Source organism: Streptomyces shinuiensis (assembly GCF_043660855.1).
Classification (GTDB): Bacteria; Actinomycetota; Actinomycetes; order Streptomycetales; family Streptomycetaceae; genus Streptomyces.
Genome location: NZ_JBIHML010000001.1, coordinates 3,979,129 through 3,995,540, shown reverse-complemented (window position 1 = coordinate 3,995,540; position 16,412 = coordinate 3,979,129). Strand labels below are relative to the sequence as shown.

General features: G+C 73.4%; 12 protein-coding genes and 1 pseudogene. 5 read left to right on the top strand and 8 right to left on the bottom strand.

The window, feature by feature from the left end; translation table 11 throughout:
• Nucleotides 1-24: 24 nt before the first annotated feature.
• From ACGRHY_RS18140 to ACGRHY_RS18120, 5 genes and pseudogenes are all read left to right on the top strand, one after another.
• Complete coding sequence (locus ACGRHY_RS18140; protein ID WP_394638107.1) at nt 25-519, top strand: GNAT family N-acetyltransferase; 495 nt, start codon at nt 25-27, stop codon at nt 517-519.
• 217 nt (nt 520-736) lie between these two features.
• On the top strand, nt 737-1,051 hold the full coding sequence (locus ACGRHY_RS18135; protein WP_394636367.1) for a hypothetical protein: 315 nt from the start codon (nt 737-739) through the stop codon (nt 1,049-1,051).
• Complete coding sequence (locus tag ACGRHY_RS18130; protein ID WP_394636366.1) at nt 1,048-1,581, top strand: hypothetical protein; 534 nt, start codon at nt 1,048-1,050, stop codon at nt 1,579-1,581. Before ACGRHY_RS18135 ends, ACGRHY_RS18130 begins: the two co-directional genes overlap by 4 nt.
• 394 nt (nt 1,582-1,975) lie before the next feature.
• Nucleotides 1,976-2,727: pseudogene (locus ACGRHY_RS18125) on the top strand (exonuclease domain-containing protein); the annotation flags it as partial.
• 1,116 nt (nt 2,728-3,843) lie between these two features.
• The gene (locus ACGRHY_RS18120) at nt 3,844-5,085 is read left to right on the top strand and encodes a PP2C family protein-serine/threonine phosphatase (RefSeq protein WP_394636365.1); all 1,242 of its coding nucleotides are present in this window, start codon (nt 3,844-3,846) and stop codon (nt 5,083-5,085) included.
• Nucleotides 5,086-5,119: 34 nt separating this feature from the next.
• Here ACGRHY_RS18120 and ACGRHY_RS18115 read toward each other — a convergent pair whose 3' ends face one another.
• The 8 genes from ACGRHY_RS18115 to ACGRHY_RS18080 all read right to left on the bottom strand — a co-directional run bounded on the left by ACGRHY_RS18115 (nt 5,120) and on the right by ACGRHY_RS18080 (nt 16,349).
• Nucleotides 5,120-5,278, bottom strand: coding sequence for an integrase core domain-containing protein (locus tag ACGRHY_RS18115; RefSeq protein ID WP_394638106.1), 159 nt, complete (start codon nt 5,276-5,278; stop codon nt 5,120-5,122).
• Nucleotides 5,279-5,330: 52 nt separating this feature from the next.
• The gene (locus tag ACGRHY_RS18110; RefSeq protein ID WP_394636364.1) at nt 5,331-6,182 is read right to left on the bottom strand and encodes a hypothetical protein; all 852 of its coding nucleotides are present in this window, start codon (nt 6,180-6,182) and stop codon (nt 5,331-5,333) included.
• A complete protein-coding gene (locus ACGRHY_RS18105) occupies nt 6,179-6,526 on the bottom strand; it encodes an NERD domain-containing protein (RefSeq protein ID WP_394636363.1) in 348 nt (115 codons plus the stop codon). Before ACGRHY_RS18105 ends, ACGRHY_RS18110 begins: the two co-directional genes overlap by 4 nt.
• A gap of 217 nt (nt 6,527-6,743) precedes the next feature.
• The gene (locus ACGRHY_RS18100; protein WP_394636362.1) at nt 6,744-7,994 is read right to left on the bottom strand and encodes a TIGR02679 family protein; all 1,251 of its coding nucleotides are present in this window, start codon (nt 7,992-7,994) and stop codon (nt 6,744-6,746) included.
• On the bottom strand, nt 7,991-12,151 hold the full coding sequence (locus ACGRHY_RS18095) for a TIGR02680 family protein (RefSeq protein WP_394636361.1): 4,161 nt from the start codon (nt 12,149-12,151) through the stop codon (nt 7,991-7,993). The genes ACGRHY_RS18100 and ACGRHY_RS18095 overlap by 4 nt, the downstream gene beginning before the upstream one ends.
• Nucleotides 12,148-13,404 carry a TIGR02678 family protein gene (locus tag ACGRHY_RS18090; RefSeq protein ID WP_394636360.1) on the bottom strand — a complete coding sequence of 419 codons (1,257 nt, stop codon included), beginning with the start codon at nt 13,402-13,404 and terminating at the stop codon, nt 12,148-12,150. Before ACGRHY_RS18090 ends, ACGRHY_RS18095 begins: the two co-directional genes overlap by 4 nt.
• Nucleotides 13,401-14,993, bottom strand: coding sequence for a TIGR02677 family protein (locus ACGRHY_RS18085; protein WP_394636359.1), 1,593 nt, complete (start codon nt 14,991-14,993; stop codon nt 13,401-13,403). Before ACGRHY_RS18085 ends, ACGRHY_RS18090 begins: the two co-directional genes overlap by 4 nt.
• Before the next feature lie 87 nt (nt 14,994-15,080).
• On the bottom strand, nt 15,081-16,349 hold the full coding sequence (locus tag ACGRHY_RS18080; protein ID WP_394636358.1) for an McrC family protein: 1,269 nt from the start codon (nt 16,347-16,349) through the stop codon (nt 15,081-15,083).
• Nucleotides 16,350-16,412 lie beyond the last annotated feature (63 nt).

Sequence of the window (16,412 nt, the reverse complement as noted above, 5' to 3'; positions counted from 1 at the left end):
ACAGTAACGCTCGAAGCCCCTCGCCTGCTGCTCCGTCCATGGCGCCCGCAGGACATCGATCCCATGGCCGCCATCAACGCCGACCCGGCGGTGATGCGCTGGATCGGCGACGGTTCGGTACGCACCCGGGCACAGACCCGCGAAGCGATCGCGGCCTGGGAGGAGGAATGGGAGACCCGCGGTTTCGGACTGTTCGCCGTGGAAGTCCGGGCCACCGGCGAACTCGCAGGCTTCACGGGCCTGTCAGTGCCCACCTTCCTCCCGGAGGTGCTGCCCGCAGTGGAGATCGGCTGGCGCCTGGGGCAATCCTTTTGGGGCCGCGGCCTTGCTACGGAAGCCGCCCGCGCCGTCCTACGCTTCGGTTTTGAGGAACGCGGCCTGCAACGCGTACTGAGCATCCACCAAGCCGGCAACGACGCCTCGGCCCGCATCATGCACAAACTCGGCATGCGCCTGGTCCGCACAGGCACCGACCCGAGCTGCGGCCGGCCGATTCGCATCTACGCTGCCACGCCATGACGGAACACCCTTTGACCGTTGTCCACGAGCGCTGGGGCCCGAAGTGCGCCCTTCCGACCGCCACACGCGCAGTTGACACGATCATGCGGCCCTGCTGGCCCAACGGTTGCCTCGCCCACTCGAATCAGAGAAGGCGCCGATGTGACACCGTGAACCTCCCCCTTGATGTTGGACACCTGGAGACTGGGACGTGAGGTTCCGGAGGAAGTAGTGCCGGGTGGGAAGCAGGAGCAACCGCAGCAGGCGGTACTCGGAGGAGTTCGAGCGCGACGCGGTCGCGCCGGTCCACTCCTCCGGCAGGACCGTCACCGAGACGGCTGTCGGGAACGGCTGCTGGGAGCGGTGTCCCGGGGCGGACTGCAACCACTCCGGTGCCCCCGCCAGCATCCGCGTCCACCGCAAGAAGGCCCAGCACCAGGTGCCGATCTCACCAAGCCCGGGCGGGGCAGGTCATTGTCCTGACCCGCCCGGCTGCGGTACGACGCCCACCACCGAGGACTGTCAGCTGCGCCTGGCACGATGCCTGATATGAGCCCGGCACCAGAACTGATCCAGAGGACCCTGATCGCACGCGGCTTCCGCGGCTTCGTGCCGTTCCGTGAACTGTCCGGCAGCAACGTCCCCACCGAGCACGGAATCTACGTGGTGATCCGCACTGACACCTCGCCCCCGTCGTTCCTCCCAAGCAGCCCTGCCGGACACCTCAAGGGCCGCGACCCGTCCGTGACCGCCGACAAGCTTCACGACGCCTGGGTGGACGGGGCGACGGTCGTGTACATCGGCAAGGCCGCGGGCAAGGACGGACTGAATCAGCGGCTTGCCGACTACCGCCGCCACGGCACCGGCCTGCTGGCCGGCCACTGGGGCGGTCGCTACATCTGGCAGCTGGCCGACTCGGACGCACTGCTCGTCGCCTGGCGGCCGACGATCGAGGACGATGCGGGTGAGGCCGAGCAGGACCTGATCGACGAGTTCAAAGAACTTCACGGAGGAGCTCTGCCCTTCGCCAACCTCAGGAACAACGCCCGAAAGGCTCCGGAGACGGACACCGACATCGACTAAGCCCGATCACCCTGCACCCCTAGCACCAAGATCATCCCGTGATGACTTTGGGGTCACCTTGACTGGACCCCATGGAGGAGGTTGGCGGGCTGGATCGTGCGTGGTCCCCGCGCGAGCGGGGGTGTTCCGCCACCGACGGCACATGGCGAGGCCAGTGGACCGTGGTCTCCGCGCGGGCTGGAGCGCTCAGCGAGGAAGGCGAATCGCCAACAACCGGGCAGCCCGCGTCCCACACACGTCTCACGGTTTGCGGGAGCCCCGTCTCACCTGCGGTGTTCTTGCAGGCCATCGGGATGCGTATGCGAACACGGCAGGTGCCTTCTAAGCGCTTGGCCGCAGGTTCGAGTCCTGCCGGGGGCGCTCACAACCTTCCGCCGCCGCCCGGCCCGCCGGGCGGCGGCGTGGTGCCCCGGTCTTCGGGCAGGTCGCCGAACGGATCGCCGCCATGCTGGAGGGCCGCGTCCTGGTCGCCCACAACGTGCAGTTCGTACGGCTTCCTGGCACACGAGTTCGCCCGTGCGCGCAGGTCCCTGCCGGTCTCGCGGCGGCTGGGCACCCCGGCGCCGAACCGGCGCGTGGACCCGCCGACCGAGGACCTCAGGCTGGGCACGCTGGCCGCCCACTACAAAGTTCCGCAGCTCCGCGCCCATGGCGCGCTGGACGACACCCGCGTACTGGCAGGCGTACTGCGCGCCTCCCTGCGGGAAGCGGCCCGGCTCGGACTGCCCCTGCCACTCGTGCCCTGCCCGCTCCGGCGGGACTCGCGGTTCGCGCCGAAGCCTCCCAAGACACCGTGTGCCTTCCGCAGCCCCGGGCGGCTGTCGCCGGGCGGTCCGCTGGTGCAGGGGATGAAGGTCGCCCTCACCGGGGAGACGGCCGTCTCCCGCGCGGAGCTGACCGAGCGCGCCGTGGCCGCCGGACTGAACGTGATGACCTCCGTCAGCCGGCACACCGGCGTCCTGGTCGCCAACGACCAGGCGTCGGGCTCGGCGAAGGCGCGGCGGGCCGTCGCCGCGGGAGTACCCGTCGTCGACGAGCGCACCTTCCTGCGGCTGCTGGACGACGTACGCCCGGGGACGCCCCACGGGCAGTCGGCCGCCCCCGTTCCCGCCCCGACCGCCGCGCCACCTGAAACGGAGCCGGTCGACACGCCTGCCTCGGTGGACACGGCGGACGAGCCGGCCACCGGTACCGCGCCCGCCGCAACCGCGACATCCCCGCGGCCGAAGCCGAAGCGGGCGAGCGGGCCGCTGGCGGGGCGGCGCAGCGCGGGGACCAGAGTCCTCCGCAGCTCGCGGACCTCGTCGGCGTGCTCGGTCAGTAAGCCCTCGCGCGTCCGCAACCGCGCAGGTTCGCGGACGGACTCGGCCGGGCGCATGCGGGAGGCGTACGCATGGCCGAGTTCGCGGTCGACGCGCGGGCGGTCGGCCTGGGCGGCGGAGATGAGCGACGCAGCCCCCTACCCCGCCCCGGCGCGGGACGACCGGATCCCTCTGCGGCATCGCCCCGTCCATCCGGCAGGAACTGGAATTCCAGTCCTGCACGGACAGCACCATCCGCAAGAGCAGCGGGCGCCTGCTGCTCCGCTCCAGCCACATGCCGAGCCAGTACCTGTACCACAACGGCAAGGCCATGGGACTCGACGGCAGACCGTCCGGCAGTTCCGCACCTGTGATCACCGGTGATCACAGGTGATCTCGAGCTCTTCAGCACCGCCTTCGTCCGGGATCCGACCGGCCCCGATGGCGGGGGACCGCATATGGTGCCTGCCACTCAGGCGGCGGCCGGAGCGAGAACCCCCGGGGAATCGACCAACTGACGCCCCCGATGCCAACCCCGGCGGCCACTTCTGCGTGGACGCCAGTATGAAACCCAAGCCGGAGTTCAGTGGCTGAGGAGCACTCCCATGATTCTGGTGGTCATCCCGTGGATCACCCTGATCCTGATACGGGCGGCCGTTCCTTTCGCCTTCCTGGGCAAGGGACGCGCCATCGGCCTGACGGTCGTCGGTGTTCACCTGCTGGTGTCCGGGACCGTGGTGGTCCTGTACGGAGTCGTGGGCGACATGGATGCGGGCCTTGGCCCAAGGCCCTGCGACATGCCGCATTCAGTGCAATGGGCACGTTGGGCCGACTGGCCCCGTCAGACTGTGTGGACTGAACTTCTACCGGCTCCAGGCCGCCCAGGCCGTGCCGGGCCGCTCGATGAACGCGCCGCCCGGCACGGCCTGCGGGACGAACGAAGCAAGGGAAGGCCGGACCGATGGCGGAAGGTGAACAGAAACCACACAAGGCCAAACCGGACCGGTCGGAGGGCTTCGGTGAACGCCTGCTGGGGCTGCTGTTGGACCGCGCCCACGAGATGCCTCCGCATCTGATCGCCCCGCTGATCGCGGAGGAGGTGGCCGCCATCGGAGGACGCGACGTCTCGATCCTCCTGCAGGACTACGAACAGCTGCTCCTGGTACCCCTCCCCGGCCGATGGCTAGTCGCCGGTGAGCCCGAACCGGTCGAAGGCTCCCCTGCCGGCGAGGCATTCCTGTATCGCAGGACCGTGGAAGTGCCACAGGACGGCGGCGTGCGGATGTACCTGCCGCTGCTGGACGGCAGCGACCAGGTCGGCGTCATGATCGTTACCGTCGATGACGTTGATGACGATGACCGGCGGCTGCTACGGCGCCTCGCCGGCCTGGTCGCCGACATGATCGTCACCAAGAACGCCTACACCGACCAGTTCTTCGATGCGCGCCGCAGCGCCCCTATGGATGTGGCCGCCGAGATGCAGTGGTCGCTGCTGCCCCCGTTGTCGATGGCCGTCCCACAGGTCGAGGTTGCCGGGATTCTGGAGCCCGCCTACAACGTGGCCGGCGACAGCTTCGACTACGCGCTCAACGAGGACGTCCTGCACGTCGCCATGATCGATGCCATGGGCCACGGCCTGACCGCCGCGACCATGGCGACGGTGGCCATCGGCGCCTACCGCCACGCCCGTCGTGCCGGTATCGAACTGTCCGAGATCTATACGTTCATGGACCAGGCCATCGACGACCAGTTCGGTCCCGACCATTTCGTCACCGCACAGATAATGTGCCTGAACATCGTCACAGGGCAGCTGCAAGTGGTCAACGCCGGCCACCCTGCGCCGCTGCTGATCCGCGACCGCGCCGTGGTCGACCGGCTGGAAAGCCCCACCACGCTACCCGTCGGCTTCGGCGGTGACCAGCCTCAGGTCAGCGAGTGGGCGCTGCAACGCGGAGACCAGGTGCTCTGCTTCACCGATGGCCTGATCGAAGAACACCAGGCCGGCGAGGAACAGTTCGGCGAGGAGCAGCTCATCGAGTGGACCAACCGCACCCTGCGTGACCACACCGTGGCACGCGCCGTCACCAGAGCGCTCTCCCACACCCTGAAACGGGAACGTGGTGACGTCACCAGCGACGACGCGACCATCTTCCTCATCGAATGGCGCGGCGGCAAATCCGACCACCTCGCCACCCTCAAATGAACCGACATGAACCGCACCGGGTTCGGCAGAGATCTCAGATGCTGGTTGTGACCTGGGCTTTCATGGTGCTCAGGTAGTGGTTGGCTTCGTATTCGACGGGCGGGATGTGCCCTATCCCACCGTGGAGACGGGTGTGGTTGTACCAGTCGGTCCACTCGGCGGTGGCCGGCTCGACCTGGGCGAGGGATCCCAGGGCCGCTGCGGCTTGATCGCCTCGGTCTTGAAGAGGCCGTTCGTGGACCCCATCAGTGCGTTGTCGTACGCGTCGCCGACCGATCCGATCGAGGCGGCGGTGCCGGTCTCCTCCAAGTGCTCGGCCAGCGTGAGGGGCGTACGATGTCGCGGTGGCGCACGCCGTTCGCGGCGAGCTGGTCGAGGGCCTGGAACAGGTCCTCCCCGAAGCGCTCCAGCTCGTGGTGGGAGAGCGGCCCCTCGTCGCGGAGCTGCACCGCCGCACCGCCGCCGACCAGTCTCAGCGCATGCTCCTCGGCGCGCAGCCGCTCGGCCTCGTCGTCGTCCAGCGCGACCTTCAAGACCCGCTCCTCGGTCCGGACGGCGCTCTCGGCATCCTGAGCGATCCCGGCTTCCCCGGCATCGTGGACGGGCCGCTCCACCAGCAGGGCACGGGCCGTGGCGCCGGTGCCGAGCACGCGCCGCACCGTCCACTCGGCGTCGGGCGTCTGCCCCGGCTGCGCCTCCAGGGGATCGGCGGACACGGAGGCCGGGGAGTCCGGCAGGACGGCGGCCGGCTCCGCCGCGTCCAGCAGGCCGGGGAACTCGTCGGCGGAGGCGAGCCTCTCCTCCCGCACGAGGCCGTCGTCCCGCCCGGCCAGCCGGTCCTCCCATGACGGGCCGGCGTCCAGGGGGTGGGGCCGCATCCGCCAGGCGTCCCCGAACCGCAGGTGCCCGGTGGACTGCCGGATGCCGGCGGTCTCCAGCAGGCGCGGCAGGACGTGGCGGGAGAACTCGGGGGTGATCCGCCGCTCCGGCTGCTCGGGCGGCAGGCCGAGGAGGTCCTGCCGGATGCGGTCCAGCCCGCTGCCGCCGTCGTCCCGTCCGTAGACGCGGATCCGCTGGACCTCGTCCAGATGGCTCACCAGGTCGGGGCCGAGAGGAACACGGCGGGCTCGACGCGCGGAACGGTCCGGTCGCTCATCCCCAGCCTGCGGGCCGCCCACTGGAGCCGGCCGCGCAGTTCACTGGACTTCAGGTCGTTGAAGTACAGCGGGTTGGTGACGGTCCTGGTGCGGTCCGGGGCGTGGAGGCTCCAGGGGGAGCCGGTGTTGCGGAGCTCACCGGGATGGCTCTTGATCTCGATGAGGAACAGGCCGGCGGGGACGGGGACCAGCAGGTCGCACTCGTTGACACGGCCCGACCGTGCGGTGAAGGAGAACGCGGCCCAAGCGCGGTAGGGCTCGGCCTCCGGCAGCAGGCGCCGCACACGCTCCAGGGCGTCCTGCTCCCGGGGACACGGGGAGGGCCGCTCCTGGAACCACTGCCGGGCAGGCTTCGGCGGACCTGGCCCGGGCGCCTGCGCCCTCCCGCTGCCGTCACTTCCCGGCCTCCAACGCGCCCCTCGTCCGACGGGGAGGGCATGACACCCGGCCCCATCGTGGGAGGCCCGGAGCCGGGGCCGGGTCGCCTACCGGGCCCGGGCCTCACGGAGCAGGCGCGAGGTCGGAGAGCAGGTCGTCGAGGACCGTCTCCTCCTCGACTCGCACGCCGAGTTCGGCGAGGGCACCGGACAGGTCCGGGTCCCAGGGGGACTCGGCGGGGACGCCCGTCAGTGCGGGGAGTCCGGATGCCGTGACGGCGGTGCGGTAGTCGGCGGCGGTGTAGCGCCAGGGCCGCCACGGAACGGCGCGGGCCAGTGCGGCGGCGATGCGCAGCCCGCCCCAGTCGAAGTCGCCGTGGTACAGGAGCCGGGCGCCCCGGGCGTGCAGGCGACGCAGCAGGGTGAGGGCGGCGACCGAGGGCTGGCCCTGGAGGCAGACCACGGGCGGGCAGCCGGGGCCGTGGGCATCGGCCGCCGCCGCGATCACGGCCGGGTTCTCGCAGACGTGGACGCGTCCGGAGGCCGCGTGCGGCACGAAGGATGTGTCACGGGCCAGTTGGCGCAGGGTGAGGACGGCGGGCTCGCCCGCACCGGCTGACCAGTCCAGCGCCGGAGTGCCGCGCAGGTTGAGGGTGAGGACGGTGGAGGACAGCTCGTCCTTCAGCAGTCCCGCCGAGGCCCACGCCTCGCGCCGCCACCGGGCTCCGGAGCCGTCGGCGAAGCCGGTCAGCGCGCGTATCCCGGACAGTACGAGAGTGGCAAGCGGTCTGCCGTCGTCCAGGGCGTGGGCGCTGCCGAGGGTCCTGGCGGCGAAGGCTGCCGGAGAGACCGGGGGGTCGGCGGGCAGCGCCCGCAGAGCCGCCGCCGCGTCCGCCAGGAGCGCGCGGGCCGTCTCCGGGGTCCGGGCCAGACGGCGGGTCAGACCCTCTCCGCGTACCCGGGTGGTCCAGTCGGCCAGTTCGGGACGGACGGCGCCGAGTTCACCGAGCGGTGCGTGGGCCTCCTCCCAGGCCGCCGCCTCGGCCCGGCGCGTCTCGTCGAGCCTGGTCACGGGGCCGGTCAGAGCGGTCACGGCGGCGGCCAGCCCGTCCGGACTGACACCGGAGCGGCGCAGGATCTCGTCCACCGTCTCCAGGCGCACCGTCAGGGATCGGCCGCCGCGCGGGGCGCGGCCCATCAGGCGCTCCACCGCCGCCCGCTGGGCCTCGTCGGGACCGGTCAGGGCGACCGCGCCGGTGAGGGGGCGGCCGCGGGCCATCCGGTGCCGGGCGCGGTCGAGGAGCCAGGCCAGTTCGGGTACGCCGAGCAGGCGGGTGAGGCGGGTGGCGTCGATCCGCCCGGGGCGTGGAGTCATGTCCACAAGGAGTCCTGGGCCGTGGGCTTCTCGGTGACGGCGGTACCGGTGGAGGCGGCGGCCGGGAAGGCGTGTTCCGGCTCACCGTACGCCTGCGGCTCCGCGCCCCGCGACCGCCGCGTTCCGTCCCATTCCCAGCGGGTCACCAGGACCGCGGAGATCTCGTCGACGCGCGAGAGCTGGGCGATGGCGACGCCCGGCACCTGCGGATAACAGGCCCACTCGCGCTCGCTGGTCATCACCACGTCCAGGTCGAAGGCGTGCAGCAGCCCCAGGCACTTGGCACGCGAGTCGTCGTCCACGCCGGCGAACGCCTCGTCCAGGGTGACCAGGCGCGGGGCGTGCGGTACGGAGGCGCTGGCGTAGTGCGCGGACGCGGCTGCGAACAGCGGCACCGACGCCGCCAGCACCCGCTCTCCGCCCGAGGCGGGCCCGGTGGCCGGGACCCACCTGCCGTGCTGGTGGCGTTCGATGCCGAACTCGTGCCAGGTGCGGTAGTCGAGGGCCTCGGTGAGGTCCTCCAGCCAGCTTCCGGAGCTGTCGTCGGCGTGCCGGCGCGCGATCTGCTCCTGGAGGAACCCGCCGACCGCGGCCCGGTCCTCCGGCGACCAGGCGTCGGCGGACTGGCGCAGCCTCTCGCGGGCCTGGGCGAGCCCGGGCGGTGCCTTCCGTGAGGGCCGCCACACCAGGCGCAGCACCATGCCGGTGGAGGTCGGCCGCTCCTCCAGCTCGGCGTTCATGGCCCGCACCTGTCGCTCGGCGGTGCCGATCAGCTCCTGGAGGGTGCCGGCTACCTCGGTGATGAGGTGGGTCTCCAGGATCTCCCGTTCGCGCGCGGACAGAATGCGGGTCAGCTCCTCCACTTCGGCGGCCAGCGCCCCGGCGAGTTCCGGCACGGCGCGCTCGCGTCCCTGGTAGACGATGTCGACGACCATGCCGTCCTCGCCGCTGCGGGCCGAGGCGGTGTGCCCGTGCCTCGACAGCGCGTCCTGAAGTCTGCCGAACTCCTCGCTCAGCCGCTTCTGCACCCGCTCCCAGGCGCCGTCGGAGTCGTCGGTCCCGGAGAGCTCGGACTCGACGGCGCGGGCCAGGACGACGGCCGGGGTCGCCGCCCACGGCCCGCCGGCATCCGGCTGTTCGATGTCGGGCAGGGCCACCGCCAGCAGTCCGGTCGCCGCGAACCGCTGGAGTGCGGCGACGGCCCGGTCCCGGGCCGCCGCGGCCTCGGTGACGTCCTCCTCCAGCTGTTCGATGCGCCCTTCGGCGCGGTGGGCGCGGCCGTCCGCCTGCCGATGCTCCTGATGGGCCCGCTTCTGCTCCTGCCCGCACAGCCGTGCCTCCTCGACGGTCTCGGCCAGACGGCGCTGGAGGTCGGCGACGGCGGCGCCGACGGTGGAGCGCAGGGTGGTGTGGTGCTCGTCGGCCGCGGCGGCCCGCCTCGCCGCCTCCTCTGTGCGCAGGGCCAGCTCGGCGGCCCGTTCCCCGGCCCGCCGAGCCTCGGCCCGTTCCTCGGCGACGGCGCTTTCTGCGTCGGTGTGCTCCCGCAGTGCGGGCCACAGGGCTGCGAGGTGGGCGGTGAGGTCGGTGAGAGCCCGGCGGACGGCCGCGAGCCCGGTGCGGTCGGCGGGCAGTTGGACGGCGGCGGCCGTCTCGGTGAGTTCGGCCGCCGTCTGCGCCGCCTCCCGGGCCGCCTCGGCCAGTTCGGCGGAGCGCTCGTCGTGGCGGGTGCGGGCCCGGCCGGCCGTGTCGGCGGCCGCGGCGGCCAGCGCGTGGGCCCGGCGCAGGTCGTCGTCGCCGGGGAAGGCCGACAGTTCGGCGTCCAGTACGCGGCGGCGCTCCGCCACCGCGCGGGACGCCTCCTCCAGTCCGGTCAACTCCTCGCGCAAAGTGAGCAGTTCGTTCCGCAGGGCGGTGATGCGGGCGCGGCGGGCCTCCTCGCGGGCGCCCTCGCCCACGTACTCGGCGGCCGGTTTGCTCCAGCTCCCGGTCAGCGCTCCGGTCCGGAAGCGGCCGTCCGGCGACACCCAGGTGTCGCTCGCACCGCTGCCGTCGGGGGTGGCGCGGGAGGCCTCACCCAGTCCGATCGCGGCCAGCAGCCGCGCCACTGTCTCCTCTCCCACACCGGCGGCCCGGGTGTCGCCGTGGTCCAGGGCCGGGCGCAGCACGTCGGCGAGGGTGGGCCCGGCCGCCGGGATCCCGGAAACCGGCGCGGGCGCCAGCAGGACGTCGTGGCCGTCGGCGAAGAACGCGGCACCGTCCGGGCGCAACCGGGCGTCCAGCAGGCCGGACGCTTCCAGGGCCGCCTCCAGGCCCGCGCGCTCGGCCGCCGCGACCTGTGGGTGGAAGTCGACGAGCCGCCACAGCGGCGCACCGGCCGCCCGGTCCCTGACACCGGGGGTGCGGGTGTACGGGTCCCGGGGACCGCTCTGACGTCCCGCCTCCAGAGCGGCCAGCTCCGCTTCCGCCTCCGCGGCCCGGCTCTGCGCCGTGCGCCGCCGCTGGGCCAGGTCCGCCGCCTGGTCGGCCAGGTGTGCCGCCCGGGCGCGGTGCGCGCCGGCGGCCGCCTCCCGCGCGGGCTCGGGACCGTCCGGCCGGACCGCCCACTCCTGTGTCCCGTCCAGCAGACCGGGCAGGCCGGGGATCGTCAGCTCGGTGCACCCGAGCACGTGGTCGCGCACGCGGCCGACCAGCGCCCGCCCCTCCTCGGTCACCCTCTCCTCGGCACGGGCCAGTTCCCCGGTGCTGTGGACGAGGTCCTTGTCCGCCTCGTCGGCGCGCGACAGGGCTGCCCGGCGCCCGTCCTGCGCGCGCTCGGCACGCTCCGCCAGTTCCTCCACGTGCTCGACGGCGCGTCGCCTGCGGGCCAGCGCCTCCTCGGCCGCGCGGCGCAGTTCGGGCCCGGGCGCACCCGCGGTGCGCGGCTCGCCGTCCAGCCTGGCGGCCCCGGCCGCCTCGCCGGCGTGCGCGCGGATCTCCTCCAGTGACCGCTCGGCGGCGTCCAGCCGGTTCTCGGCCGTCGCCAGCCGCCCCAGGGCCCGGGTGTGCGTCTCGGCGGCCTGTCTCCGGTCCGCCTCCGCCCGCCCGGCCTCGTCGGCCGTCCGCCGGGCGTCGGCCGCGGCCTGCTCCAGAGCCCGCGCGTCCCTCATCTCCGGACCCGTGCGCAGGGCCTCCTGCTGCGCGGCGAGCCGTACCGCGCGTTCCTCCAGCTGTGCGATCCGCCCGGCCGCGGCCTCGCGGTCCGCTTCCGCCCGCTCGCGCTCGGCCTGCGCCTGGACCAGATCGCGCTGGAGCTTCTCGTAGCGGGCGTGCTCGGCGCGGGGCAGGCGGGCCCGGCGGCGGGCGGCGACCTTCGCGTAGCGCCGGTAGTGGCCGAGGAACGCCGAGGACGCCCGCTCGGCCTCGGTCGCCGCCCGCAGCTCCTCCTTCTCCTCCTCCAGCGACCGGAACGCCTCGGCCACATCGGCGACGACGGCCTGGTCCATGGGCGGCAGCGCTTCCGTCAGGGCGCGGGAGAGGGCCGTCTCGCTGGGCCGTTTGGAAAGCTGCGGCTGGCGCAGCTGGATCAGCATGTCGACCAGGGCCGCGTACCTGCGCTCGCCGAGGCCGAACAGCGCCTCGTCGACCGCTCTGCGGTACGCCTTCGCCGTGTCGTACACCATGCCCCGCCCGGCGAGGGCCTCCGCGAGCCGGTCGCGGGACAGCGCGGTGCCGGTGGCGTCCAGCAGGGTCAGCTCCGCGCCGACGCGCTGGTCGGTGACGGCGAACCAGTGGCGGGCGATACCCCGGCCCGTGACCGCCTTCAGCCCGCACAGCAGGGTGCGGAACCGGGGCCGGCCCGTCTCGTCCAGGCGGCCGAACTCGGCCCAGGTGTAGCCGAGCCGTTCGGGGTGCGGGTGCTGTCCGCCGAGCAGCAGGTTCCACTCCATGCGCTTGCCCGGGTCCCCGTCGGGTTCCACACGGCGCGCCGACAGGTCGCCGTCCAGCAGGAACGGCAGGGTCAGGGCCAGCACCTTCGACTTGCCGGTGCCGTTGTTGCCGCGCAGCAGCAGCCTGCCGTCGCGGAACCAGAACTCCTCCACGTCGTAGTGGAAGAGGTCGACGAGCCCGATGCGCAGGGGCTTCCAGCGCCCGGGAGCGGGGGTGGGCAGGGGATTCACCGTGTGGGCCGCCTTTCGCTTGCCTTCGTGCCCGCGGGCACACCCGCCGACCGCCGGGGAGCGGCCCGCTTCACGACGGGCTCGCCGACCGCGTACCGCGCCAGCGCCGGGCGCGGGAGGACCTCCCGCCCCGTGACCGTCACCAGGCCGAGCGCCGTGAGCCTGTCCAGCGCCCGCTCCACCAGCTCGGCCTCCGCGCCCGGCTCCCGGGCCGACTTGGACCAGAAGCTGCCGTGCTCCGCGACCAGTTCACGCACCCGCCGCTCCAGTTCGTCCCGGCCCACCGGCCCACCGGCGGTGGCCAGGTGCCCGGCGAGCAGCAGGGTGATGTGCCCGTGGGTGCCCTGCTCGGGCATACGGGCGTCGGTGAGGTCGTCGTCGGGGTCGACCATGGCGATGCCCTCGGCCCGCACCTCGGGCACCAGACCGGTCAGTTCGGCGATCCGGGCGGTGAGGAAGCCGCGCTGGCGGGTGAGGTAGGCCAGCTCCTCCTCGGTGAGGGTGTCGTAGTAGAGCACCGGGTCGTCCAGCAGACGGCGGGTGAGCTTCCAGCGGATGGCACGGAACCTGAGTTCGTCGCTGTCCAGCGCGGACTGGGCGGTCAGCTCCGCCAGACGGTCCTCGAAACCCGCGGCGGTGACCATCGAGGGGCCGATCCGGGTGGCGAGCAGTCCGGCCAGCACCCGCCGTTTCACGTCGTAGAGCACGTCCCCCGCCCCGGCCACGTAGGCGTCCTCGTCGCCCGCCACCCGCCGCAGCACGCCCAGGTGCAGCAGCACCCGCACCACGGCCGCCAGGTCGCTCCGCTCGTCACGCCGCTCCAGGGTGAAGGCGATCCCGGCGGCGGCCAGGTGGGGGTCGGCGGCGTCCAGCACCACCTGTTCGGCCAGCCGCCCGAGCGCGACCTGCGCCTCGCCCCGCTCCAGCGCGGCCAGTGCCAGGCACAGCAGGACGTAGCGGCGGCGGGTGAAGGGCTGCGCGGCCCGGCCGGCCTCGCGCGCGGGGTGGGTGGGATCGTCCAGGGTGCCGGGGGTCTTGCGCAGCCGGGCGGCGTCGGCGTCCACCCGCAACGGCCAGCCGGTGTTGCGGTCGAACCACTCGCGCAACTCCGCCTCGTACTGCCGCACCAGGCGGAACTCGTCGCCGTACGGGCCGTCCGCGGTCAGCAGCGGCTCCTTCAGCAGGGCGCGGGCGGCCTTGCGGAGGTTCGCGGTGCGCTGTCCGTCGAGCACCTCGGCCAGCGGGGTGGTCACCGGTGGGCCTCCTTCCCGGTGAGGTCGGTGATCTCGACGAGGTGGTCGGGGCCGCGGAACGTCCCGTCCGGGGTGGGGATCTCGGCCGTCGTACCGTCCGCCAGGGCGGTGAGCCGGATCTCCAGGGAGCCGTCGTTGCTGGTGGCCGTGGTGGAGGTCGTGCCGGGTCGCCAGGTGGCCAGGGCGTCCCCGAGCAGCCGCAGGAACAGGCCGAACGCGGCCGGGTCCAGTTCGCCGAGCCGCGAGAGGCGGATCTCGCCGCCGGTGGCCAGCCGGGCGCGGGCGGCCGCGGTCTGCTCGGCCTGGCGGGCGGCGATCCCGGCCAGCCGCGCCCGGTCGGCGGCGCGGCTGACCACCTTGCGGGGCTTGCCGCGCCGTTCGTAGCTGCCGGTGCGCCGCAGCTGCGGGCTGATGCGCAGCGGCTCGGCCCCGGCCCAGGCGGTGGTGGGCGGTACCGGGTCGGCCGCACGGGCGGTGAGGGTGTCGGCGTCCACGGTGAGGTGGCGGGAGGAGTGGAGGCCGAAGGCCGCCCGCCACAGCCGGTGCCGCGCCACGTCGTCGGGCGCCTCGGCGAACCAGCGGGCGAGGGTGCGGAAGTCCGCCGACCGGTCCGAGCGTCCGGCGCGCCGCTCGTTGAGCCGCCGTACCACGGCCAGGAGCTGCGGGATCGCCCCCAGGGCCCGGCCGCGCAGCAGCCTGGCCTGCGACTCCCGCCCCTGCCCGGAGACGAACCAGTCGGTCAGGCCCGACCAGCGGTCCTGCCATCCGCGGTACGCGGCCCGCTCGGCGTGCTCGGTCTCGTCCGGTGCGGCGTCGGCGGCCTCGCGGGCCGCGGCCAGCCGCAGCAGCGGGCGTATGCGGTCGTGCTCCTCCAGCTCCCCGATCAGGGCGGCGATCAGGCCACCGAGGGTGATCAGGTCCTGGATGAACCGCTTCAGGTAGTCGATCAGCCGGTCCTTGTAGGCGAGGAACGCCTCGACCTCCACCTCGTGCAGGTCGATGGTGCGCTGCAGTGACCCCATGAACGCCCGCGCGTTCTCGGCGAGGTCGGTGAACCGCGCGGTCAGGGTGGACAGGGTGAGGTACGCCTTGGTCGGATCCGGTTCCTCCTCGGCCGCGATCACCAGCAGCGCCCGGAGCTGGGTGACGATGTCGTGCAGGGCCACCGCCTGGAGTTCGCCGCGCCGCCCCAGTTCCTCCTCGTACGTTCCCAGCGCGGCCTCGGCCGCCTCGCCGGCCCGGGTGAGCTGGTAGATGAACCGCTTGCGGTAGAAGTCCTCGACCGCCGTCACCCGCGCGGTGTCGGGGTCGGCCCGCAGGTTGCCCCACTCCACCAGGCTGTCCAGCGCCTTGACCACCGTGTCCAGGTCGGCCGGCTGCTCCCCGGGCCCCGGCTCCAGCGCCGCCTGGACGTCCTCGGGACGCAGATGCACCGCGAACCGCTCCTTGGCGGTGGTGAACGTCCGCATCACCTGCCGGTACAGGGCGGTGTTGGGGACGGTCAGATGGACGAAGGGTGCGTAGTCGGGCCGGCCGGGGCCGCCCGGCAGGCCGGAGCCGTGGTGCCGGTCGTGGTGCTGGGACGTCATCGCCCCCGATTCTTCCCGATCGCCCCGTACGCCCGCAGGCGGTGCCGGAATCCCGCGGCGGCCGGGGAGAGACCGCCGGGCGCCGGCTCATGTCCCCGGCCGGGCCGCGGCCGTGCGCGCCCGGAGGATCGTCCGGCCGAGCTCCTCCAGGCGGTCGGTGAGCGCCTGGCGGGGCAGCGACAGGTCCAGTACGTGCCGGTGGAGGGTGATCGTGCCGCCGGGCGCCGGAACACGCACGGCCGTCCCGTCCACGTCTCCCGCCACACAGACCAGATGGCCCTCGTGGAGGCCGAAGCGGGTGCAGTACGCCAGCATCTGGTAGAGGTTCTCCCGCCTCACACCCTCCTGGTACTTGGCGTCGACGACGACGGCAGGGCGCAGCGCGCCGCCTTCGTCCGGCAGCAGGTGGACCAGGTCCGGCAGGAGCAGGTGTTCGCGCCGGTCGTCCAGATGGTGCGTGCGCGGGTGGGGCTGGGGACGCCCTCCGGCGCGGCGTCGCAGGACGGCTCCGAGGGCGACGGCCAGGAAGTCCTCGTAGACCTTCTCCATGTTCAGCAGCAGGCCGTCCGCCCTGACCCGCCGACCGTCGGCGTACTCGAAGGAGGCGCCGCGCAGCACGAGTTCGGCCAGCCGCAGAGCCGGCCCGTAGCGGGCGTTCAGCCGGGTCGGGGTCCATGCCGGCAGCCGGGCGCCGGGTGCGGGGGCGGTGACGCCGTCGAGCAGGACGTCGAGCCCGCGGAGCCGGGTGCGCACGGACGGTTCCAGACCGGGCAGCCGGGCCAGCCGCCGGGCCGCGCCGAGCAGGAGCCGGTTCTCCGGGATGTCGGGGGTGTGCTCGTCGTACGCCACCTCCAACGGGAGCGCGAGGCCGGGGCGGCGGCGCAACTGGGCGGCCACGCGGAGTCTGCCGCGCAGGGTCGTGGAGGTGTCCTCCCGGCCCTGGTAGCCCGACAGCGGGCCGGGGCGCAGGGCGCGCTCGGCGGCGCGGACGAAGGTGCGGGCGACGGCGGGGAAGAGCTCCTCGCGGGCCGCCGTGTCGACGAGTCCGTGGTCCCAGCGCGCCCTGTCCGGGGCGTGGGCGAGGAGGTGGAGCAGGCGGTCGACGGCAACTTTGGGGGTGATCCGCAGCTGGACGGCGCCCTCACCGGACCCGAACCGCACCGTTCCGACCGTCCGCTTGGCCTTCAGCCGCCACCGCCACCCCTCGGCTCTCCGTTCGGCGGGCTGGATGTCGACGATCTTCTCGGCCCTGGTGCGCAGCGTGTCGAGCTGTGCGGTGGTCAGTGCCCAGGTGCTCCGGTCGTCGCCCTCGGCCAGTTCGACGGGGAACGGGCCGCCGCGCCGGGGCGCTGTCACTCCCCGGTCCCCCGGGCCGCCGGGACGGCCGCACCGGCTGTCACCCCGGTCTCCTTCCGCAGC

What these genes read in the sequence shown, in the direction of transcription:
- ACGRHY_RS18120 (WP_394636365.1), top strand. Translation starts at nt 3,844, where the DNA reads ATGGCGGAAGGTGAACAGAAACCACACAAGGCCAAACCGGACCGGTCG.
- ACGRHY_RS18130 (WP_394636366.1), top strand. Translation starts at nt 1,048, where the DNA reads ATGAGCCCGGCACCAGAACTGATCCAGAGGACCCTGATCGCACGCGGC.
- ACGRHY_RS18100 (WP_394636362.1), bottom strand. Translation starts at nt 7,994, where the DNA reads ATGACTCCACGCCCCGGGCGGATCGACGCCACCCGCCTCACCCGCCTG.
- ACGRHY_RS18085 (WP_394636359.1), bottom strand. Translation starts at nt 14,993, where the DNA reads ATGACGTCCCAGCACCACGACCGGCACCACGGCTCCGGCCTGCCGGGC.